The sequence below is a fragment of the Microvirga sp. M2 genome, from assembly GCF_047497095.1.
Taxonomy (GTDB): domain Bacteria; phylum Pseudomonadota; class Alphaproteobacteria; order Rhizobiales; family Beijerinckiaceae; genus Microvirga.
The window spans coordinates 872474-893720 of sequence record NZ_CP134064.1 but is presented as its reverse complement, the minus strand read 5'-3'; the positions used below and the strand labels follow the sequence as shown (position 1 = coordinate 893720).

The following is a 21247-nucleotide window of genomic DNA, read 5'->3' as shown; positions in this document are numbered from 1 at the left end:
CACAAGCCGAGGCTGCACCGGCCAAGGGGATCCGGAGTGCAAATCTATCTGCCGATCGCGGAAATGCCTGTAAGCGTTCTTCTCATCCTCGGGATGGGTGCGGCGGTGGGCTTCATCTCGGGTCTGTTCGGCATCGGAGGCGGCTTCCTGATGACGCCCCTCCTCATCTTCCTCGGCATTCCTCCCGCGGTCGCAGTCGCCACCCAATCGGCCCAGATCGTCGCCTCGTCGACCACCAGCGTGCTCGGCGCGCTCCGGCGCAACGCGCTCGATCACAAGCTCGGCGCCATCCTCGTGGCGGGAGGTCTTGTCGGATCGGCGCTCGGCGTCTGGTTCTTCGCCGCCGTCCGGCGGGCAGGGCAGCTCGATCTCGTGATCGTCCTGTCCTACGTGACGCTGTTCACGGTCGTCGGCAGCCTGATGCTGAAGGAAAGCATCCGCGAATTCTGGACAAGGCGTCGTGGCGGCGCCGTGCGCCCACGGCGCCAGGCCGGCGAACACGCCCCCTATCTCGGTTGGCCTCTGCGGATGCGCTTTTATCGCTCCAAGCTCTACGTCAGCGTCATCCCGGTTCTCGGGCTCTCCCTGTTCATCGGCTTCGCCGGAGCCGTGCTCGGCATCGGCGGCGGCTTCATCGTCGTGCCGGCCCTGCTCTACATCTTCCGCGTGCCGACGACCGTGGTGGTTGGAACCTCGCACCTCCAGATCGTCTGCACGACCCTCGTCGCCCTCATCCTGCATGCGGTGATGAATCAGGCGGTCGACATGGTGCTGGCGATCCTGCTCATCCTTGGCGGCGTCTTCGGCGCCCAGTTCGGCGCGCGCATGGGCCGGAACCTGAGAGCGGAGCTGTTCCGTTTCCTGCTTGCCATCCTGCTGCTCGCCGTGGGCCTGCGCTTCGCCCTGGAACTCGTCATCGAACCCCGGGAACCGTTCTCGCTCACGGTGCAGGAACGGCGCCAGTGAGACTTTTCTGGATCCTCTCGATCACGCTCGTCTCCCTGAGCCCCGTCTCCGCGGAAACGTTGATCACGTCCCTGTCGAACCATCGCGTTCTCATCAACTCGAACTATACGGGGACGTCCATTGCCGTGTTCGGTGCCATCGAGCGGGATGCGCAGACCATCGCCCGCGCCAGCGGCTACGACGTGGTCGTCACGGCCCGAGGGCCGCGGCAGTTCCTCACGGTGCGCGAGAAGCAGAAAGCGGGTCCCGTCTGGGTCAATCAGGAGCAGCAGAAGTTCCCGCAGGCACCGGCCTATTTGAGCGTTCTGAGTTCGAGGCCGATTGAGAAGATCACGAGCGATCAGTTGCGCCAGCGCCAGAAGATCGGCCTGAGGGCGATCATCAACGCCCCGGATTTCACGAATGAGCGTGGCGAGGGTGAGGACAAGGAGTTTCGCGAGGCTCTGTATCGCCTCAAAGCCCAGGAAGGCCTTTATCTGGAGGACGAGCGCGGGGTCACCTTTCTGACGCCCGACATCTTCCGGGCGAGCATCCCGCTTCCCGCGACGGCGCCGCCGGGCGAATACGACGTGCAGGTCGTTCTATTCGCCGATACGGTGATCCTGGCGAGCACGATCACTCACTTCGAGCTGGTCAAGACGGGTTTCGAGGAGCAGGTCGGCGCCGTGGCCCGGGACTGGTCCCTGCTCTACGGCCTCGCCACCGCGCTGCTCGCCATCGCATTCGGCTGGCTCGCCAGCGTCATTTTCCGGCGGGACTGAAGCGTCAGTCCCGGCAGAGCATCGCCTTCGCGATGGCGAAGATGCGCTCGCTTCCGATGAGATGGGCCGTGAAACCCTTCGGAAAGAGCGGCCTGAAGGCGGCATCGCAGGCATTGAGGCCGCCCGCATAGGCCCCGAGCGCCGGCATGATGCAGCGGGTGCCGTCCGTCAGGAAGCAGCGGCGCCGCGTCGCCCGCCCCCGCATCACCACCTTGCCGACCGGATGCAGATGCCCGGCAATCTCCGCCGCATCACCGGCAACCGGCTCGTGCCGCAGGGTCAGAGAGCCGAGCGTCATCTCCTCCACGACCTGCCCGCCGATGCTTTCCGGCAGAATGCGATCGTGGTTGCCCGTCACCCAGATCCACTCCCGGCCGGTCTGAACGCTGCCCAGGGTGGAGCGTTCCTCCTCGCCAAGCCGTTCGGGTCCGCCGATATCGTGAAAGCTGTCGCCCAACGCGATGACGACGCGCGGGTTGAAGCGCGCTACCACGTCGGCCAGAGCGCTCAGGGTCTCGCGGGTGTCGTAAGGCGGCAGCATCATGCCGCGGCGCGCGAAGGACGAGCCCTTTTCGAAATGCAGGTCGGCAACCAGCAGCGCATCATGTGCGGGCAGGACCATGCCGCCGGACAGATCCAGGACGGCCAACTGCCCCGCCAGCTCGATCTCGTGGGTTGTCTGTTTGTTCTTTCGCAAAGCCGTCACGCCAAAGCCTCATCGAGAAGCGCCGCTTCCGCCTCGGCCAGAATCTCGTCCGCATTGTCGCTATAGACGCGCTCGCGGCCGATCTCCAGCATGACGGACACGCCCAAGGGAGAAACCCGGTCGAGCGGTTTGTGGATGATTCGCCCCCGGATGCGCTGAAGCATCATGCCGAGGCGCCTCACGTCCAGGAGTCCCGTTGCCGCATCCGCCCGCGCGGCTCGCAGCAGCACGTGATCGGGCTCGTGCTTGCGAAGCACGTCGTAGACGAGGTCGGTCGAGATCGTCACCTGCCGTCCCGTCTTATGCTCCCCCGGGAAGCGGCGCTCGATCAATCCCGCGATCACGGCGCATTGGCGGAAGGTGCGCTTCATCAGGGAGGATTCCGCCAGCCAATCCTCCAGGTCGTCACCCAGCATATCCTCGGAGAACAGCTCGTCCAGGAAGGCCGGCTCCCGCCCCGCCCGTGCGGCGATGTCGCCGGAGGCGTAGACGGCGATGCCGTAATCGTTCGCGACGAAGCCGAGGGGCTTCAGCCGCGCGCGCTCCAGGCGGCGGGTGAGCAGCATGCCGAGCGTCTGGTGCGCGAGCCGCCCCTCGAAGGGAAAGCAGGTCATGTAGAATCGGTTGCCGCGCGGAAATGTCTCGACCAGGAGGTCGCGCGGCCCCGGGACGATGGAACGGCGGCGCTGCTGCAGGAGCCACTCCGTCATCTGCGGCGGCAGACGATCCCATTCGAAGGGATCCGCCAGGATTTCGCGCACGCGGGCTGCGAGAAAGGTCGACAGCGGGAACTTGCCGCCCTCGTAGGATGGGATCATCGGATCCGTTCCGGATGCCGCGCGGGTCACCAGCACCTCGTCCTCGGCGATCCCCTCGAAGCGAAGCACCTCGCCCGCGAAGAGAAAGGTGTCGCCGGGCGTCAGGGTCTCGGCGAAGTATTCCTCGATTTCCCCGAGAATACGGCCGCGCGGCAGAACGGTCCCGGGTCGTGCCCGCGAGGTCTTGCCGAGGCGGACCTTGATCATGGTGGATTCGACGATGGTGCCGACATTCAGGCGGTATTGCTGCGCGACCTTGCCGTCGCGCACACGCCAGAGGCCATCGTTGCCCTTCACGATCTTGGCGAAGCGCTCATAGGCGCGAAGGGCGTAGCCGCCCGTGGCGACAAAGGCCACACAGGCCTCGAAATCCTCCCAGGTCAGGCCCGCATAGGGTGCTGCCGAACGCACCTCCTCATACAGATCCTCGAGCCTGAACGGATCGGCGCAGGCCATGCCGAGAATGTGCTGGCACAGCACATCGAGCGCGCCGATCCGGGCGTCGGGCGTGTCCTGCGCGGCCTCGTGCACGGCGTCCAATGCCGCGCGGCATTCGAGGATTTCGAAGCGGTTGGCCGGAACGAGATAGGCCTCGGACGGCTCGTCCATGCGATGGTTCGACCGGCCGATGCGCTGCATGATGCGCGACGCCCCCTTCGGGGCCCCCACATTCACGACGAGATCCACATCCCCCCAGTCGATGCCGAGGTCGAGCGTTGCGGTACACACCACCGCCTTGAGCCGTCCCGCCGCCATCGCCTCTTCGACCCGGCGACGCTGCGCCACATCGAGCGATCCGTGATGGAGAGCGATCGCAAGGCCATCGTCGTTGAGTTTCCAGAGTTCCTGAAACGTGTATTCCGCCTGCAGGCGGGTGTTCACGAAGACCAGCGTCGTCCTGTGCTCCCCGATGAGCCGATAGATCGAAGGCATCGAAAGAGAGGCGGTATGGCCGGCCAGCGGAAGGTGCTCGTCGAGGTCCAGCATGCGGATGTCGGGCTGCGCCCCGCCTTTCACCACGACGAGATCGGCGAGGTTCGCCTCCCGCTGCGGCACCAGATAACGCCGCAGATCGTCGGGCTCGCGGACCGTGGCCGACAGGCCGACGGCTGTCGCCTGCGGGGCGATGCTCATGAGCCGCGCCAGCCCGAGCGACAGGAGATCCCCGCGCTTCGAGGTCACGAGCGAATGCAGCTCGTCCAGGACGACACGGCGCAGATCCTTGAAGAACTCGCCCGCCTCACGATGGGCGAGGAGCAGCGCCAACTGCTCGGGGGTCGTCAGCAGGATGTCCGGGGGGCGCTCGATCTGACGCGCTCGCTTGTGGGACGGGGTGTCGCCTGTGCGGGTCTCGATCCGGACAGGAAGCCCCATCTCCTGGACTGGGGTTTCGAGATTGCGGGCGATATCGGTGGCCAGCGCCTTCAGGGGCGAAATATAGAGGGTGTGGAGGCCACGCCTGTCCTTCGCCGTGCCCCGGCCCGGTTCCCGCTCCGCAAGCTCGACGAGGCTGGGAAGGAAGCCCGCGAGGGTCTTTCCTGCGCCCGTCGGCGCCACGAGCAGCACCGAGCGGCCGGCCTCTGCCTTCGCGAGAAGCTGCAGCTGATGCTCGCGAGGCTCCCAGCCTCGGCTTTTGAACCAGTCCCGGAAGATTTGGGGGAGGAGGGATGAGGACGCTTTCGACATGCCCTGACAAGATAGGCGCCGGAGAAAGGTTTCGCCACGGGAAGCGAACTTCCCATGTGAACCCGGGCCTCGGCCGCTTGCTATCCGTCACGGGATGCGCTCACCCTAGAGCATCGGACCCAAAAGTGGATTTGCACTTTTGGGATTGAATCCGATGCTCCCACTTTAGAACAGCGCATCGTTTGATGCGGAAAACCGGGTCCACTTTTCCGCACGATGCGCTAAGCCGGCAAAAAGACCATCACAGGAAGCGCCATGACCAGTTCAAGCCAATTCAAGAACGCCGTCGCCGTCGTCACGGGAGGAACCCAGGGCGTCGGGGAAACCATTGCCCGGACGCTCGCCGAGCGCGGCGCTGCGGGCCTCGTCATCTGCGGCCGCAACGCGGAACGGGGCGAGGCCGTGGCGCGGGCCATTACGGCGCAGGGCTGCCGCACGGAGTTCGTCAGGGCCGATCTTGCCGATCTCGACGCGGCGCGCGCCGTGACCGCACGGGCGGACGACGTGTTCGGACGGATCGACGTGCTGGTGAACGCGGCAGGCATGACCGACCGCGGCACGATCTTCGATACGAGCCCTGAGCTGTTCGACCGCATGTTCGCCGTGAACGTGCGCGCGCCCTTCTTTCTCATGCAGGAGGCCGCCAAGATCATGCGCCGCGAGAAGATCGAAGGCGCGATGATCAACATCCTCTCCATGTCGGCCCATGGCGGCCAGCCATTCATCTCCGCCTATTGCGGCTCCAAGGGGGCGCTCGCGACCCTCACCAAGAACGCCGCCTTCAGTCTCATGCCGTGGCGCATCCGGGTGAACGGCCTCAATATCGGCTGGATGAGCACCCCGGGAGAGGATCGCATCATGCGCACCTATCACGGCGCTCAGGATGGCTGGCTCGAACAGGCCGCGAAGGAACAGCCCTTCGGCCGGCTGCTCGATCCCGCGGAAGTGGCGCGTGCCGTCGCTTTCCTCGCCAGCGCCGAATCCGGCCTGATGACGGGCTCGATCATCGATTTCGATCAATCGGTGCTGGGCTGCTGGGAATCCGCGCCGCACCCGTCGAGGCCCGACGCATAACCGTTCAACGCTGCATCACCACCAGAAACCCGGGAACCGGCATGCCACGGTCTTCCCGGGTCGAGACCCGTTCCAGGGTCACGGCCATGAACCCGGTCTCGTCCGCCAGGCCGCGCAGATAACGCTCGCTGTGTGCATAGCGCGCGTCGGCGCCGAGAATGAAGCCGTCTCCCTCATGCGTCTGGACCGTGAAGGCGAAGAGCCCCTCACGCTTCAAGACGCGATGGGCTTCCCGAAAAACCTCGTCGAGCGAAGCCATGTAGACGAACACGTCCGCCGCCACCACGAGATCGACCTCGCCCTCCGCGCGCATCTTCAGGAACGAGGCGAGTTCGCCCTCATGGAGGGCGTCATAGAGCTTCGTCCTGTCCGCTTTCTCGAGCATGCGCGGCGAGAGATCGACACCCACGAGCGACGCGCACACGCCCTCGAGCGCCTGCCCCATCAGGCCCGTTCCGCAACCGAGATCGATGCCCCGCCCGAACCTGAAATCCCTGATCCGCCTGGAACAGGCCCGGCGAAGCGCGTCGGCGATGAGCTCCGGCCCCCGATAGGCCAGGCCTCTGGTGAGATGCCGCTCGAATTTGGGGGCATACTCGTCGAACAGCGCCCGCACATAGCTGTCGGTCATCGCCGCATCGGCCGGAACCGCACCGAGACGGGCAAGATCGAGACGTACGCCCAGGACATCCTGCGGCTCGAGCTCCAGCGCTCGCCGCAAGGCCGCGACGGCCGGCTCCTGCGCTCCGAGCTCGGCCATCGCACGCCCCAGGAGAGCATGGGCCGGAGCAAAACCGGGGGCAAGCTCCAGGACCTGCCGGGCCAGATCCGCGGCAGCCTCGAAATCGCGCTCCTCGAAAGCCGCGCTGGCATATTCATAGCGTCGGTCGGCAAGGACATCGCCGGAGGAGCGGAAGGAATGGGGCAACAGCATGGCTTTGCCATGAGGCAGCGCCGAAGGGCTGTCAATGCCGAAGCACGGCCCTTGCGTTATGCACCCGCCTTAGTGGCCGACGCGGAGGATCACCTTGCCGCGGCCATGCCCCGAATCCAGCCGCTCATGGGCGATCGACACTTCGTCGAGCGGCAGAACCTCGTCCACGACGACCTTGGCCTGCCCGCGCTCGAAGAGCGGCGTCATCTCCCGCAGCCACGCCCCTTCGCGCATCAGGAACGTGCCGAAAAGGGTCTGGTTCTTGGTGTAGAGGGCGCTCAGGTCCCCGTCCGGCGGAAGAATGGTGGCGATCCGCCCGAAGGGCCGGGTCACCAGCGTGCTCATCGGCACGTTGCCGCCGGCGGTATCGAAGGCGGCATCGACGCTGCCGCCTGCCTCCCTCGCGATCCGCTCGACCGCATCGGGAGCGCGATAGTCGATCGCCACGTCCGCCCCGAGCTCGCGCAGAGCCGGATGGTTGGCCTTGCTGGCCGTCGCGATCACGCGGGCGCCGGCGGCTTTGGCGAATTGGACCGCAAAGGAACCGACGCCTCCGGCGCCCCCATGAATGAGGACGGTCTCGCCCGGCCTGACGTTCAGGCGACGGATGACCGCCTCCCAGGCGGTTCCGCCTGCCAGCGGGATTCCGGCAGCCTCGACATGGCTCAGATTCGCAGGCTTGCGCGCCACGATGCCGGCGGAGGCGACGGTGTATTCCGCATAGCTGCCGTGCGGATTGCCGAAGATCTCGGGCGTATAGAACACCTCATCGCCGGCCTTGAACTCGGTCACGCCGGGACCGACCTCCTCGACGACGCCGGACACGTCATAGCCCAGCACGGCGGGGAACGGGATCTGGGCCCAGGATCCCGCCTGCCGGATCTTGGCGTCGACGGGGTTGGTCCCCGAGGCGACGACCCGCACGAGAACCTGGCCCGGCCCCGGCTCGGGGCGCTCCAGATCCCGGAGTTCGAAGACGTCGGGACCGCCGAACCGTGTGATCACCATCGCACGCATGCCGTCGCTCCTCCTGCATCGCCTGCCATGTGGGCTTCTGCGGGGCCTCGATCAAGGCAAGCTCGACCGTGAGGGCCGGGTTCGACGGCAGATGGCCGCGCAACCTGACATTGCCGGACGGCATACTATATTCCCATCCATGGCGTTGCGCTCCACCGATATTCTCACCCAGACCCCGCAAGGACTCTACTGCCCTCTCGGGGATTTCCATATCGACCCGGTCCGGCCCGTGAAGCGGGCCCTCGTCACGCATGGCCATTCCGACCATGCGCGCTCGGGCCATGGTGCCGTCCTGGCCACCCGGGAGACCTTGCTCATCATGGGCGTGCGCTACGGTGGGGACTTTGCCGGAAGCATGCAGGAAGCACCGCTCGGCGAGAGCATGCGGCTCGGCGACGTGACCGTGCGCTTCACGCCCGCCGGGCACGTGCTGGGCTCGGCCCAGATTTCCATAGAGGCGGGCGGCACCCGCGTCGTGGTCTCGGGCGACTACAAGCGCGCCGAAGACCCGACCTGCCTGCCCTACGAACTCGTGCCCTGCGACATCTTCATCACCGAAGCCACCTTCGGGCTTCCCGTCTTCCGTCATCCCGATACGAGGGACGAGGTGCGCAAGCTCCTCGCTTCCGTCGCTCTCTTTCCCGAGCGCACGCACATCGTCGGGGCCTATGCCCTGGGCAAGGCCCAACGGGTCATGGCGCTGCTGCGGGAAGAGGGCTACGACGCTCAGATCTACCTGCATGGAGCCATGGAAAGGCTGACGGAGTTCTATAAATCCGAAGGCATTCCCTTGGGAGACACGCCGAAGGTCGTGGCGTCGGAGCGCTCGAAGCTCGCCGGCGCCATCGTCATCTGCCCGCCCTCCTCCATTCAGGACCTCTGGTCCCGCCGCTTTCCCGACCCGGTGACATGCTTCGCCTCGGGCTGGATGCGCGTGCGGGCGCGGGCGCGCCAGAAGGGCGTCGAACTGCCGCTCGTGATCTCCGATCATTCCGATTGGGACGATCTGTGCCGCACGATCCGGGAAACCGGCGCGGGCGAGGTCTGGGTCACCCATGGCCAGGAGGATGCGCTGGTGCACTGGTGCGGCACCCACGGCATCAAGGCGCGTCCCCTGCACATGCTGGGCTACGGCGACGAAGGCGAAGGAGAGGAAGCACAGCAGGCCGGAGGTGAGGCATGAACCGTTTCGCCGCCCTTCTCGACCGCCTGGCATACGAGCCGCGCCGCAACGCAAAGCTGCGGCTCATGACGGATTACTTCCGCCACACGCCCGACCCGGAGCGCGGCTATGCGCTGGCCGCCATGACCAATTCGCTGATGTTCAAGGAGGCGAAGCCCGGTCTGATCCGGGGCCTCGTGGAGGAGCGCATGGACCCGGAGCTCTTCCGCATGTCCTATCACTATGTGGGCGACCTCGCGGAAACGGCGGCGTTGATCTGGCCTTCGCCCGGGCATGCCGACGCGGCCCGCGTCGTCCATGACGCCCCCACCGCCCGCTCGTCCCCGCAAGGAGCAGGGGAACAGCCTCCACCCTCTCTCGGCCACAACAACCCGCCCCCGCACGTCCCCACGCTCACCGAAGTGGTCGAGACCCTGGCGACGACGGGCAAGAGCGATCTGCCCGCGAAAGTCGCAGGCTGGCTCGATGCCCTCGACGAGACCGGACGCTGGGCGCTCCTGAAGCTGATCACCCGGGAGCTGCGCGTGGGCGTTTCGGCCCGACTGGCGAAAACGGCGGTCGCGCAGCTCGGCGCTATCGAGCCCGATGAGGTCGAGCTGATCTGGCACGGGCTGGAAGCGCCCTATGCGGATCTCTTCGCCTGGGTCGAGGGGCTCGGTCCGAAACCCGAATCCGGCAATCCTGCTCCGTTTCGCCCGCCGATGCTCTCCCATCCTCTGGAGGACGAGGATTTCGAGAAGCTCGACCCTTCCGATTTCCTCGCCGAGTGGAAATGGGACGGCATTCGCCTGCAGGCGGTCGCAGGCCGTGACAGCCATGGGCGCCCGGTGCGGCGCATCTATTCCCGGACGGGCGAGGACGTCTCGCGCGCCTTTCCCGACCTGGTGGAAGCCTTGGATTTCGAAGGTGCCATCGACGGCGAATTGCTGATCGTGCGCCATGGCCTGGTGCAGAGCTTCAACGTCCTGCAGCAGCGGCTCAACCGGAAGGCGGTCACGCCGAAGCTCATCGCCGAGTTCCCGGCGCATCTGCGCGTTTACGACGTTCTCACCGAAGGCGATGAGGACCTGCGCGACCTTCCCTTCGCCGAACGGCGCGAGCGCCTCGAGGCGCTCGTGTCCCGCATCGGAGATCCGCGCATCGACCTCTCCCCCATGGTGCCGTTCGAGACCTGGGAGGATCTGGCGGCCGCCCGCGCCGATCCGGCCTTCATCGGCGCGGGCCCCGATGCGGACGCGATCGAGGGCTGCATGATCAAACGGGCGAACAGTCCGTACCTCCCCGGCCGGCCCAAGGGTTACTGGTATAAGTGGAAGCGCGATCCCTACCTTGTCGATGCGGTGATGATGTACGGACAGCGGGGGCACGGGAAACGCTCGTCCTTCTATTCCGACTACACCTTCGGCGTTTGGCGCGACGGTGCGAACGGGGAGGAGCTGGTGCCCGTCGGCAAGGCCTATCACGGCTTCACCGATGAGGAACTCGTGAAGCTCGACCGCTATGTCCGCAACCACACGGTCAACCGCTTCGGCCCCGTGCGGGAGGTCGAATACGGCAGGGATCGCGGGCTCGTCCTGGAAGTCGCCTTCGAAGGCCTGCAGCGTTCGACCCGGCACAAGTCGGGGGTCGCCATGCGGTTTCCCCGGATCAACCGCATCCGCTGGGACAAGCCAGCCGCAGAGGCGGACCGGATCGAGACTCTGGAAAAGATCCTGGAACGGGGCGAAAAGGAAATTCACCCCCTCAAGAGTCAGGAGTCCTGACGATGCTGAACGTGGAAACCCTTTCCGAAGGCAGCGTGACCCAGCAGGTTAATGGGCGCCTTCTCGTCGATACCGAAGGCCAGGGTCTCGTCGACATCACCGACGCGGTTTCCCGCTGGGTCTTCGGCACGGGCATCCTGCACGGCCTTCTGACGGTCTTCTGCCGCCATACCTCCGCGTCCCTGCTCATCCAGGAGAACGCCGACCCCGACGTTCGCCTCGACCTGATGACGGCCTTCGACCGGCTGGCGCCCCGGGACGCGGACTATATCCATTCCACCGAAGGTCCGGACGACATGCCCGCCCATATCCGCACCGTCCTGTCGGGCGTCTCCCTGAGCATTCCCGTCATGGAAGGGCAGATGGCCCTCGGCACCTGGCAGGGCCTTTACCTGGCCGAGCACCGGGACAGCCCGCATCGACGGGACATCATCCTTCATCTCATAGGGGCATAAGTCGAACACCTCGATGTTTCCATATATTATCCGCCGATCTTTCCCGGTAGAATGAGCGGGGCCCTCGATTGCCGCCTTGCCATTTCGGCGAGGATGCGGCTAAGGCTCACAAAAGCTCTCGTGGGAGAAGGCAGCAGTGCAGGGTCAGAACACCACGATCATCATCGCCGATGACCATCCGCTGTTTCGCGGCGCGCTGAGGCAGTCCGTCGCCTCCGTCATGCCCGAGGCCCGGGTTATCGAGGCGAGCGGCATGGACGACCTCAACGCGTCCCTGGCCCAGGAGCGGGACGTCGACCTGATCCTGCTGGATCTGACGATGCCCGGCGTCCAGGGCTTTTCCGGGCTCATGTCGTTGAGGGCGCAGTATCCCGAACTGCCGGTCGTCATCGTGTCCGCCACGGAGGAGCCCAATGTGATCCGCCGGGCGATGGATTTCGGCGCCTCGGGCTTCATCCCGAAATCCATCGACATCGACAGCATCGGCGGCGCCATCCAGGCGGTGCTGGCCGGTGATACCTGGACTCCGCCGGATGTGGACCTCTCCGCCGCCGAGGACGTGGAGACCGCCGACCTGGTCCGCCGCCTCGGCACCCTGACCCCCCAGCAGGTCCGCGTGCTGACCATGCTCTCGGAGGGGCTGCTCAACAAGCAGATCGCCTATGAGCTCGGCGTATCCGAAGCGACCGTGAAGGCCCACGTTTCCGCCATTCTCGACAAGCTCGGCGTCGACAGCCGCACCCAGGCCGTGATCGCCGCCTCCAAGATCGGCGTGACCCAGCGCCCCTCCCCGGCCGGCGCGGATTAGGGCGCCAAGGTCCCGCACGAAGCATCCCGTACAAGGCCACCGTCCCCATCCCGAACCTCCGCACGAGAGCTTCGGGCGACGGCTCAGGGCATCGGACGTGAAAAGTGGACTCCACTTCTCGCACGATGCGCTAAAGCGCCTCGACGAAGGCATCGATCCGGGACAGCGCCTGTTCGCTCAATGCGCTGTCGAAGCGGATGAACACGTGGCATCCGCCCGGCCAGAGGGCGAGGTCCGCCCGATTGCCCGCCGCGGCCCAGCGCGAGGCCATGAAAAGCGTGTCGTCGAGCAGCATGTCCTTCGTTCCGACCGAGAACAGCGCCGGTGCGAGCCCTTTCAGGTCCGCGTAGAGGGGCGAAACGTCCGGATTGGCCCGGTCGCTCATCCGACCGCAGAAATTGTCGGCGAAAACCCGGATATCGTTGGTATTGAGGATCAGCCGCTCCGGTCCCCAATGCCGGACGCTCGGGGTCAGGGTCAGGTCGTAGCAGCCCGCGAAGAGGTTCGCGCCCCGGAATGGCGTAAGGCCATGCCTGTCGCGCAGACGCAGGAGCGTCACGGCCGAGAGATGAGCCCCCGCCGATTCGCCGCCGATGAACAGCCGGGAGGTCCCGAAGCGGCTTTCGGCCTCACGAATGACCCAGAGGGCGGCCGCCTCGCAATCGTCCGGCCCCGCAGGATACGGGTTCTCCGGCGCGAGCCTGTAGTCCACCGAAACGACGGCGAGCCCGCAGCGATCCGCGAGGCGGTCGAGCCAGGGATCCTGCTCGTCAGCGGTCCCCCAGGTCCAGCCGCCGCCATGAACATGGAAATAAAGCCCCCGCGGGTTCTCGGGGGCGATGATCCGCAACGGAAGCGGCCCGGCGGGCCCGGCGATCTCGATGACCTCGGCCCTGGGGCTCGAGGGCATCAGGGGAAACGGCCCGAGGCCCTGTGCGCGCCGCTCGCGCACGACGGACGGCGGCACGGACATGGGATCGGGAAGAGCCGCAAGCTTGGCCACGATGTCCGCGTTCTGGGCGCGGATCTCCTCGCTGACGGCGGCGGGGTCGAATAATGCAGGATCGATCATGGGATGCTCGACAGGGTTGCGTTCATCATCGGCCCTTGCGATGAAGCACACGCGACTCCCCGCGTCCAGTGACGCTTTCTGACGAGATTAGACGACATGTCCAACCTGACCCGGTTTCTCGGCGGCTCGCCCGGCTCCGTGCTGGCCAAGCTCATTTTCCTGTCGCTTCTCGTCGGCGCCTTCATGCATTTTCTCGACATCACGCCGATCGGGCTGATCCAAGGATTGTTCGACTGGATCAGTTCCGTCCTCGACCTGAGCCTGGACACGGTGAAGGAGGTCGGCCTCTGGGCCGTCTACGGAGCCGTCATCGTGGTGCCGCTCTGGCTCCTGACCCGGATCTTCGGCCAACGTTAATCGGACATCCCAGCCCATGGATGGCTCCCTGAAACTTCGTCGCCCGGAAGTCTCCCACCGGCGCATCCTCACCCTCGCGCTTCCGATGACCCTGTCGCACGTGACGACGCCCCTCCTGGGGCTCGTCGACGCGACGGTGATCGGGCGCCTCGGCGAAGCCCATCTCCTCGGCGCGGTCGCCTTGGGAGCCGTGATCTTCGATTTCGTATTCTGGAGTTTCGGCTCCCTTCGCATGGCAACCGCGGGCCTGACCGCGCAGGCGACCGGCGCGGGGAACCGGCACGAGGTCGACCTCGCGCTCGCGCGCGCCTTCCTCGTGGCGGGGATCACGGGCCTCCTGCTGATCCTTCTGCAATGGCCCATCGCGACCGTCGCATTTTCCTTCGCCGGCGCGAGCGAAGCGGTCACCGGCGCCCTCTCGACCTATTTCTTCATCCGCATCTGGGCGGCGCCGTTCACGTTGGCGAATTATGTGATCCTCGGTTCGACCCTCGGGCGCGGCCGGACGGATCTCGGCCTGCTCCTGCAGGTCGCGATCAACATCGCCAACGTCGTTCTGACGGCCGGCCTGGTGCTGATCTTTCATCTCGGCATCGCAGGGGCAGCCATCGGGACGGCCATCGCGGAGGCGCTGGGTGTCGGCCTCGGCATCCTGGTGCTGCGCCGCCTCGGCTCGAACCCGCTCGCCGTGACATGGGCGGAAGTGCTGCACCGGGCGGCCATCCTGCAGACGCTCGCCATGAACCGGGACATCATGGTCCGGAACGTGGCGCTGATCCTGGCCTTCTCGATCTTCAGCGCCCTGGGCGCCCGCGCAGGCGACGTGACGCTTGCCGCGAATGCGGTGCTCTACAACATGTTCCTGATCGGCGGGTACTTTCTCGACGGCTTCGCGACCGCCGCCGAGACCCTCTGCGGCCAGAGCATCGGCGCCCGCGACGAGCGCGGCTTCAGGCGCGCCATCCATCTCAGCCTCGGCTGGAGCCTCGGGTTCGGCCTTGCCGTTTCGGCGATCTTCCTGATCGGCGGCGGATCGTTCATCGATTTCGTGTCGACCAATCCGGACGTCCGCGCCTATGCCCGCGACTATCTGGTCTTCGCGGCGCTGTCGCCTTTGGCCGGCGCCGCCGCATTCGCCTTCGACGGCATCTATACCGGAGCGACCTGGACCAAGGCGATGCGCAACCTCATGGTGATGGCGTTCGCCATCTATGGGGCCGTCCTGCTTGCGCTGGGAAGCATCGGCAATGCCGGATTGTGGATCGCGCTGCTCCTGTTCCTCGGCGCACGCGGGATCGGCCAGGCCCTGCTTTACCCGAGACTGGCGAGGCAGACCTTCGCCAGTCTCCCGTAAGCTCGCTCAGAACCGTCCCAGCGCGATGGCCGATGCATCGCGGCCGACAGCCTGCGCCAGCGATGTCTTTTCCTGGTCGAGCTTCTGCACGAGCCCGCGCTTGATGTCGCCGATCAGGCCCGGACCTTTGTAGACCATCGCCGAGTACAGCTGCACGAGGCTCGCGCCCGCACGGATCTTGGCCCAGGCGGCCTCCGCCGAATCCACGCCCCCGACTCCGACCAGCGGGATCTTCCGCTCGACGCGCAGGAAGGTCTCCGCCAGGATCCTGGTGGATGGCACGAAGAGCGGCTTGCCGGACAGGCCGCCGGTCTCTGCGGCCAATGCCTTCTCCCTCAAGGTCTCGGGCCGCGCAACCGTGGTGTTGGAGACGGTGAGCCCATCGACCCCGCGCCTCAGGGCCGTCGCCACGATGGCATCGAGTGTCTCGAGCGAGATGTCCGGCGCAATCTTCAGGAGGATCGTCGTTTTCCTGCGCCCTTCATCGGTCTGATTGCGCGCGTCGATGCAACGGGCCAGCAGATCGTCAAGGAACGCCTCCCCTTGCAGGTCGCGAAGGCCCGGCGTGTTGGGCGAGGATACGTTGATCGTGAGAAAATCGACGAGCCCGCTCAGCGCCCGGATGCAGGTGACGTAATCGGAAATGCGATCGTTGGAATCCTTGTTCGCCCCGATATTCACGCCCACCACGCCGGGGCGCCCGAAACGACGGGCGAGACGTTCGCGTGCGGCCTCCACCCCTTCGCTGTTGAGCCCGAAGCGGTTGATGACGGCCTCGTCCCGCGTCAGCCGGAACACGCGCGGGCGCGGATTGCCTTGCTGAGGCTTCGGCACGACACCACCGAGCTCCACGAAACCGAAGCCCAGGGATAGAAGCTGATCCGGCACCTCGCATTGCTTGTCGAAGCCTGCTGCAAGCCCGACCGGATTGGGAAAATGACGTCCGAAAACGTCGATGGCCAAACGGGCATCGTCCTTCGACGCGGGGGCCGCCGGCATGAGAGCCAGACTGCGGATCGTCAGCTGATGCGCCGTTTCCGCGTCGAGTGAGTGCAGTGCGGGTCTTGCCAGGGAGAAAAGCGCGCCGATCATGAATCGAGGTCCGGGAATACATGGCGGCCGTCTTGACCGATCGGCAGGGGCTTTACCCACAGGACCGCGGACAATGCAAGCGGCTCATAAAGATGGGGAAAGAGATCGCCTCCCCGTGACGGTTCGTATCGCAGAGCCGAACCGAGCTTGTCGGCATCGATTGCGATCAGCAGAAGATCGCGCAGTCCCGCGAAGTGCCTATCCGCAGTTTCCCGCACTTGCCCTGCCGTGGAAAAATGGAGGTATCCATCCTGTATATCTATAGGGGCTCCGTCAAAGGAATGGGCGGTTTCCGCCTCGCGCCAAAGGCTTTCCGGACAAATTTTATAAATGATGTGCATGGAATCCCTACTACTCGGCACCGCTTATGGAGCAACCCTTACTAGGCATGGTGTCTCGGCGATTTTTCTCAGGTTGCAAGAGCCACAGAACAACCTTAATTCCTAGGCATAAGTTCGCTTTCAGTTTTATTTTTCGCTCCTTTGCGAAGGTTCCTAAAATGTTATCTCACGAGCGCGTTTGGGCTGCTATCGATGCACTCGCTGCCCGTCACGGAATGACCGCGTCCGGGCTGGCTCGTAAAGCCGGTCTCGACGCCACCAGTTTCAACAAATCGAAGCGCGTAAGTCCCGAAGGCCGGGAGCGCTGGCCCTCGACGGAATCCATCTCGAAGATCCTTCGCGCCACGGGGGCCACGCTTGAGGATTTCCTGCGCCTCGTCGAGCCCTCGGGTTCGTTGCGTCGCTCCATGATTCCGATGATCGGCATGGCGCAGGCCAGTTCCGGCAAGATCCTCACCGAGGAGGGCCTTCCGGCGGGCGGCCCGGGTTGGGACGAAATCGAGTTTCCCGATTTCGGACAGGAAAAGGTCTTTGCCCTCGAGGTGACGGGTGACGCGATGGCCCCCCTCTATCGGGATGGGGACGTGCTCATCGTGTCGCCGACCGCAAGTCCGCGCAAGGGCGACCGCGTGGTCGTCTGCACCACTGCGGGCGAGATTCTCGCCCAGGAACTGAGGCGCCGTTCCGCCAAGACTCTGGAACTGTCGACCCTCACCAAGGAGAGCGAAGGCCGGGCGATTCCCGCCGAGGAAGTCGCCTGGATCGCCCGTATCATGTGGGCCCGGCAATAGGGCTCGATCACGTCTCCGATCGAGCCCGCAAGCGCATGTCGCGGTCGCGCGTGGGATCGATGCCTCAGGCCGCGCGCGAGTTCAGGAATGCCTCGTGCTCGCGCACGAGCTCTCCGGCCAGCGCCTTCGCGATGAGCGCGCGCGTTTCCTTCACTCCATAGAGTGCCACGAACGAACCGAAGCGGGGACCGCGGGGTTCGCCGAGCAGCACCTGGTAGATCGTATTGAACCACTCGATGGAAACGCCCGGGCGCTCGGGCGTCGCGCCTTTGGCCTTGAGATCCTGATAGCGCGGCTCCGCACGGCCGACGTTGTAGATCTCCTCCTGAATCGCCTCTGCGGTGGCAGGGCGCTCGCCGCCTTCGAACGAGGCCAGCACGTCGCTCAGCCGCTGGAGCGAGGCGGCTTCCACGTCGTCCGCCAGACGATAGGTCTTCTGCGGCTTCACGAAATCCTCGAAATAGCGCACGGCGCGCTTCACGAGGCTGTCGAGGCGCGGATGCGTCTCGGGTGACACGCCGGGCGCATAGCGGCGAATGAAGCCCCAGAGCACAGACGGGTCCTCCGAATTCGCAACGGCCACGAGGTTGAGAAGCATGGAGAACGAGATCGTCGTGCCGGGCTGATTGCCTGCGCCGGACGAAACGAGCTCCGGCGCAGGCGGCTCGCCCGCATGGAGGTGCCAGACCGGATTCATCAGGCGCGCCCTCGCATCCTGGCCCGGATACTTCTCCAGGAAGGTCAGGTAATCGTCCACCTGGCGCGGGATGACGTCGAAATAGAGCTTCTTCGCCTCGCGCGGCTTGTTGAACATGAAGAGCGCGAGACTGTCCGGCGTACCATAGGTCAGCCACTCGTCGATCGTGAGGCCATTGCCCTTGGACTTCGAGATCTTCTGGCCCTTCTCGTCGAGGAAGAGCTCGTAATTGAAGCCCTCCGGCGGCAGGCCGCCGAGCGCCTTGGCGATCTCTCCCGAGAGCTTCACGCTGTCGATGAGATCCTTGCCGGCCATCTCGTAATCGACGCCAAGCGCCACCCAGCGCATGGCCCAATCGGGCTTCCATTGCAGCTTGGCATGTCCGCCGGTGACTGGCGTCTCGAAACGCTCGCCCGTTTCCGGGTCGCGCCAGACGATGGTTCCGGCGTCGAGCTTGCGCTCGTCGATCGCCACCTGCATCACGATTCCGGTCTTCGGGTGGATCGGCAGGAACGGCGAGTAGGACTGCTGACGCTCCTCCCGCAGCGACGGCAGCATGATCGCCATCACGGCGTCGTAGCGCTCGAGCACCGTCAGCAGCGCCTTGTCGAAAACGCCCGACCTGTAGCATTCGGTCGCCGACTTGAATTCGTAGTCGAAGCCGAAGGCATCGAGGAATTCGCGCAGGCGCGCATTGTTGTGGTGAGCGAAGCTCTCATGCGTGCCGAACGGATCCGGCACCTGCGTCAGGGGCTTTCCAAGAGCGGAGGCCACCAGCTCCTTGTTCGGAATGTTGTCCGGAACCTTGCGCAGGCCGTCCATATCGTCCGAGAACGCGACCAGATGGGTGGGAATGGAATCCCCCGTCAGCACCCGGAAGGCATGGCGCACCATGCTGGTGCGGGCCACTTCGCCGAAGGTGCCGATGTGGGGCAGGCCGGAGGGGCCGTAGCCGGTCTCGAACAGAGCCTCCTTCTTGCCCGTCCGTTTGAGACGCTCCACGAGCTTGCGGGCCTCCTCGAAAGGCCAGGCGGTCGCGGTCTGAGCGGCTTCAACAAGGGCGGGGTCGAGAATAATGGGTCGAGACATGGTCCTGTGCTTCGGGGAAAATGCTTCCGGAAGCGCGGCACACTAGGGGCGAGCCTCTCATGGGTCAATGCGGCTTGACGCGGTTTGCGCCACGGCGGGGCTCTGAATCGAGGCTGCCGGGTCCTCAAAACGGGCTGACGGGGAAGAACCTCAGGTACAGCTCGGCGTATTTGCCCTCTTTCCAGAGTTGCTGCAGGGCATAGTCCAGCGCGCGGCGCAAATTCTCGTCCTCGTCGCGCAACACGAAACCGATCCCTTCCCCAAAGAACCGGCTCTCGAGATAGGGCCCGCCTGCAAAGGCGCAGCATCCGGCCGCATCCTCGCCGCCGATCCAGAGGGCCAGGCTGAGCCCGTCCGCAAAGACATAATCGACCGCGCCGGCCTTGAGCTCCGCCTCGGCGGCGGAAAGCTCCGGATAGGGCTTGAGGACGGAAGTCCGCATGAAGGACTTGGCGAAAGCCTCATGCGCCGTGCCTTCGACCAGGCCGATGGTCTTGCCCTGGAGGGCCTTGGGCGAGAATGCCGGGAGATCCTTGATCGGGGCGGACTTCGTGACGAGCCGTGCGGGGATCTTGAAATAGGGGGCCGTGACCGCAAAACGCCGGCGCAGGTCCGCGGTGACCGGGATGGCTGCAGCGACCACGTCGCCCTGTTTCTCGGCCAGGGTATCGAGAAGAGTGTCGAAGCGGCGGACCTGGACGGTGCAGGTCAGGCCCAGCCTCTCGCAGGCCGCCCGGGCGAGCTCGACCGAAAAGCCCGTCGGCGTGCCGTCGAGGCCGGGGAAATGCAGGGGTGGAAAATCGTCGTCGACAAGGAAGCGGATCGTGCGCGTCGCGGGGATCTCGGGACGCTCGAGCTGCGCCTTCGGGTCCCAGAAATTCGGCACCATGACCGCTTGGGCCTGAACCGCGCCGCTCAAGGCCAGAAGGATAAGAGCCCCCCATGCTGCCGCGGAAGGCTTGATCTTGCGCGCAAAGCAGGCGACCGATGACACAATATAACTCATCTTGAAGACGATACTCTCTTGTCGGTTGCCCTGCATGTTCCACACACTCGTCCCGGGAGCGGGCCGGACGCATGAGGCATGGGTCTAGCGGAGCAAGCCCGACAGTCAACCGCGCTTCCGATCGAGATCGGCTTTCCGGCGCATCACGGCGTACGGCCGGATACCCTGCGCGACGCGGCATTCTCCTCGACCGGCGAAGACGCGCCGAGCACCCCTGTGGCGGCTCCTTTCCTACGGCCTTGCCCTAACGTCACGCTCCGGCGCGCTTCAGAAACACCAGGCCAGTGCGGCCGAAACCATGTCGTTGAAGATGACGCCGCCATAATGCCACCAGAGCAGTCCGCCCGATGCCGTGAGGCACAGGATCGCGGCCGCAACGAGCGCAAGGCCGGTGCGCCGCTCGGAGGGGGTGGTGTGTTCTGTGCCGATATTCATTCAGGCTCCGTCCTCTCATGCCGGGACGGCGCATGATAGGAAGAATTCACATAAAAGACGAGGCGGCCGATGCCGCCTCGTCTTGAGGGGAAGACGATCAGGCGGCCGCGGCCTTCTTGGTCGGCCAGCCGAGTTCCACGAGACGCGCCTTGGCGAAATCGCGGATCTCGTCGCGGATGCCTTCCGGCATTGCGGAGAGCAGCTTCTGCGTGTCGGCATGAAGCATGAGGTCCGTGACGGCGTTGATGGTCTTGGCCTTCTTGATCTTCTGCTTCAATTCGTCTTCGCTGCGGCCGTCGGCCGTCACCTCGACCTTCGTCTTCTCGGGCTCGGCGTGCTCGACTTCCGCGGGCTGCTCGGCAGGGCCGGGACGGCTCTGCTTGAACTCGTCGGCTTCTTCCTCGGAATAGACGAAGCCGTGGAGCTCGATGAGCTTGAGGATGACGCGGTCCTTCGCGCGCTTCTCGGCCATGGCATAGACATAGGCCGCCTGCTTGCCCGACACGCGATAATTCACCCCTACCAGTGCCTCGCCGATCGACCATTCCACGCGCTCGGCCATGCGGCCCGTCACCTGAATGACCGCCTCGTCGCGTTCGGCCCGGATGATCTTCGGTTCGTCGAAGCTGATCTTGGCCTGGGCGGCGATGCGCTCGAGCGTCTTGTGATAGATGACCGCCGTACCCTGGACGCGCCAGACATTGCCGGCGATCGGCTCATCGAATTTTGCGAGCACCTCGGCGATTTTCTTGTCTGCTGTATTCATCTCGATCCTATCTCTCACTGCCCGCAAAAAATCGGTCCCGCGCTCTCCGGCGGCCTCTTCGAAAGGGCCTGCGCGT

Annotated in this window: 21 protein-coding genes; 10 read left to right on the top strand and 11 right to left on the bottom strand. The window is 65.3% G+C overall.

Features of this window, described 5'->3' with window-relative positions:
* The first annotated feature begins 36 nt into the window (after positions 1–36).
* Positions 37–966, top strand: coding sequence for a sulfite exporter TauE/SafE family protein (locus tag RE429_RS23710; RefSeq protein WP_414475790.1), 930 nt, complete (start codon positions 37–39; stop codon positions 964–966).
* Positions 963–1727, top strand: a complete 765-nt coding sequence (locus tag RE429_RS23705; RefSeq protein WP_414475789.1) for a TIGR02186 family protein — start codon at positions 963–965, stop codon at positions 1725–1727. The genes RE429_RS23710 and RE429_RS23705 overlap by 4 nt, the downstream gene beginning before the upstream one ends.
* 4 nt (positions 1728–1731) lie before the next feature.
* Here the strand turns inward: RE429_RS23705 and pdeM are convergent, their stop codons facing one another.
* Positions 1732–2433, bottom strand: a complete 702-nt coding sequence (pdeM, locus tag RE429_RS23700; RefSeq protein ID WP_414475788.1) for a ligase-associated DNA damage response endonuclease PdeM — start codon at positions 2431–2433, stop codon at positions 1732–1734.
* Complete coding sequence (locus tag RE429_RS23695) at positions 2430–4937, bottom strand: ligase-associated DNA damage response DEXH box helicase (protein ID WP_414475787.1); 2508 nt, start codon at positions 4935–4937, stop codon at positions 2430–2432. The genes pdeM and RE429_RS23695 overlap by 4 nt, the downstream gene beginning before the upstream one ends.
* A 255-nt stretch (positions 4938–5192) precedes the next feature.
* On the opposite strand from RE429_RS23695, the gene RE429_RS23690 reads away from it, so the two are divergent.
* A complete protein-coding gene (locus RE429_RS23690) occupies positions 5193–6011 on the top strand; it encodes an SDR family oxidoreductase (RefSeq protein WP_414475786.1) in 819 nt (272 codons plus the stop codon).
* Between the two features lie 4 nt (positions 6012–6015).
* Here the strand turns inward: RE429_RS23690 and RE429_RS23685 are convergent, their stop codons facing one another.
* Both RE429_RS23685 and RE429_RS23680 read right to left on the bottom strand, forming a co-directional pair.
* Positions 6016–6945: a methyltransferase domain-containing protein gene (locus RE429_RS23685; protein ID WP_414475785.1), complete on the bottom strand. Its 930-nt coding sequence runs from the start codon at positions 6943–6945 to the stop codon at positions 6016–6018.
* Positions 6946–7014: 69 nt separating this feature from the next.
* Positions 7015–7962, bottom strand: coding sequence for a zinc-dependent alcohol dehydrogenase family protein (locus tag RE429_RS23680; protein WP_414475784.1), 948 nt, complete (start codon positions 7960–7962; stop codon positions 7015–7017).
* Positions 7963–8101: 139 nt separating this feature from the next.
* Between RE429_RS23680 and RE429_RS23675 the strand changes: the two genes are divergently transcribed.
* The 4 genes from RE429_RS23675 to RE429_RS23660 all read left to right on the top strand — a co-directional run bounded on the left by RE429_RS23675 (position 8102) and on the right by RE429_RS23660 (position 12171).
* Positions 8102–9145, top strand: a complete 1044-nt coding sequence (locus RE429_RS23675) for a ligase-associated DNA damage response exonuclease (protein WP_414475783.1) — start codon at positions 8102–8104, stop codon at positions 9143–9145.
* Positions 9142–10908: a cisplatin damage response ATP-dependent DNA ligase gene (locus tag RE429_RS23670; RefSeq protein ID WP_414475782.1), complete on the top strand. Its 1767-nt coding sequence runs from the start codon at positions 9142–9144 to the stop codon at positions 10906–10908. The genes RE429_RS23675 and RE429_RS23670 overlap by 4 nt, the downstream gene beginning before the upstream one ends.
* Positions 10909–10910: 2 nt before the next feature.
* Entirely contained in the window at positions 10911–11363 is a 453-nt protein-coding gene (locus RE429_RS23665; protein ID WP_414475781.1) for a secondary thiamine-phosphate synthase enzyme YjbQ, read from the top strand.
* A 136-nt stretch (positions 11364–11499) separates the two neighbouring features.
* On the top strand, positions 11500–12171 hold the full coding sequence (locus tag RE429_RS23660) for a response regulator (RefSeq protein WP_414475780.1): 672 nt from the start codon (positions 11500–11502) through the stop codon (positions 12169–12171).
* A gap of 130 nt (positions 12172–12301) precedes the next feature.
* Here the strand turns inward: RE429_RS23660 and RE429_RS23655 are convergent, their stop codons facing one another.
* On the bottom strand, positions 12302–13243 hold the full coding sequence (locus tag RE429_RS23655) for an alpha/beta hydrolase (RefSeq protein ID WP_414475779.1): 942 nt from the start codon (positions 13241–13243) through the stop codon (positions 12302–12304).
* Positions 13244–13339: 96 nt separating this feature from the next.
* On the opposite strand from RE429_RS23655, the gene RE429_RS23650 reads away from it, so the two are divergent.
* Both RE429_RS23650 and RE429_RS23645 read left to right on the top strand, forming a co-directional pair.
* Entirely contained in the window at positions 13340–13600 is a 261-nt protein-coding gene (locus tag RE429_RS23650; protein WP_414475778.1) for a DUF6460 domain-containing protein, read from the top strand.
* A gap of 16 nt (positions 13601–13616) precedes the next feature.
* Positions 13617–14954 carry an MATE family efflux transporter gene (locus tag RE429_RS23645; protein ID WP_414475777.1) on the top strand — a complete coding sequence of 446 codons (1338 nt, stop codon included), beginning with the start codon at positions 13617–13619 and terminating at the stop codon, positions 14952–14954.
* 6 nt (positions 14955–14960) lie between these two features.
* Here the strand turns inward: RE429_RS23645 and RE429_RS23640 are convergent, their stop codons facing one another.
* Entirely contained in the window at positions 14961–16046 is a 1086-nt protein-coding gene (locus tag RE429_RS23640; protein WP_414475776.1) for a quinone-dependent dihydroorotate dehydrogenase, read from the bottom strand.
* Positions 16043–16387: a DUF952 domain-containing protein gene (locus tag RE429_RS23635; RefSeq protein WP_414475775.1), complete on the bottom strand. Its 345-nt coding sequence runs from the start codon at positions 16385–16387 to the stop codon at positions 16043–16045. Before RE429_RS23635 ends, RE429_RS23640 begins: the two co-directional genes overlap by 4 nt.
* 158 nt (positions 16388–16545) lie before the next feature.
* Here RE429_RS23635 and RE429_RS23630 point away from each other — a divergent pair, with 158 nt between their 5' ends.
* The gene (locus tag RE429_RS23630) at positions 16546–17178 is read left to right on the top strand and encodes a S24 family peptidase (RefSeq protein WP_414475774.1); all 633 of its coding nucleotides are present in this window, start codon (positions 16546–16548) and stop codon (positions 17176–17178) included.
* Between the two features lie 64 nt (positions 17179–17242).
* On the opposite strand, the gene RE429_RS23625 is transcribed toward RE429_RS23630, so the two are convergent.
* From RE429_RS23625 to RE429_RS23610, 4 genes are all read right to left on the bottom strand, one after another.
* Positions 17243–18964 (bottom strand): lysine--tRNA ligase, encoded by a 1722-nt coding sequence (locus tag RE429_RS23625; protein WP_414475773.1) that lies wholly within the window; start codon positions 18962–18964, stop codon positions 17243–17245.
* 124 nt (positions 18965–19088) lie between these two features.
* Positions 19089–19970, bottom strand: coding sequence for a transporter substrate-binding domain-containing protein (locus RE429_RS23620; RefSeq protein WP_414475772.1), 882 nt, complete (start codon positions 19968–19970; stop codon positions 19089–19091).
* Between the two features lie 267 nt (positions 19971–20237).
* A complete protein-coding gene (locus RE429_RS23615; protein WP_414475771.1) occupies positions 20238–20405 on the bottom strand; it encodes a hypothetical protein in 168 nt (55 codons plus the stop codon).
* A gap of 97 nt (positions 20406–20502) precedes the next feature.
* The gene (locus tag RE429_RS23610; RefSeq protein ID WP_414475770.1) at positions 20503–21171 is read right to left on the bottom strand and encodes a trna delta -isopentenylpyrophosphate transferase; all 669 of its coding nucleotides are present in this window, start codon (positions 21169–21171) and stop codon (positions 20503–20505) included.
* Between the last annotated feature and the right edge of the window lie 76 nt (positions 21172–21247).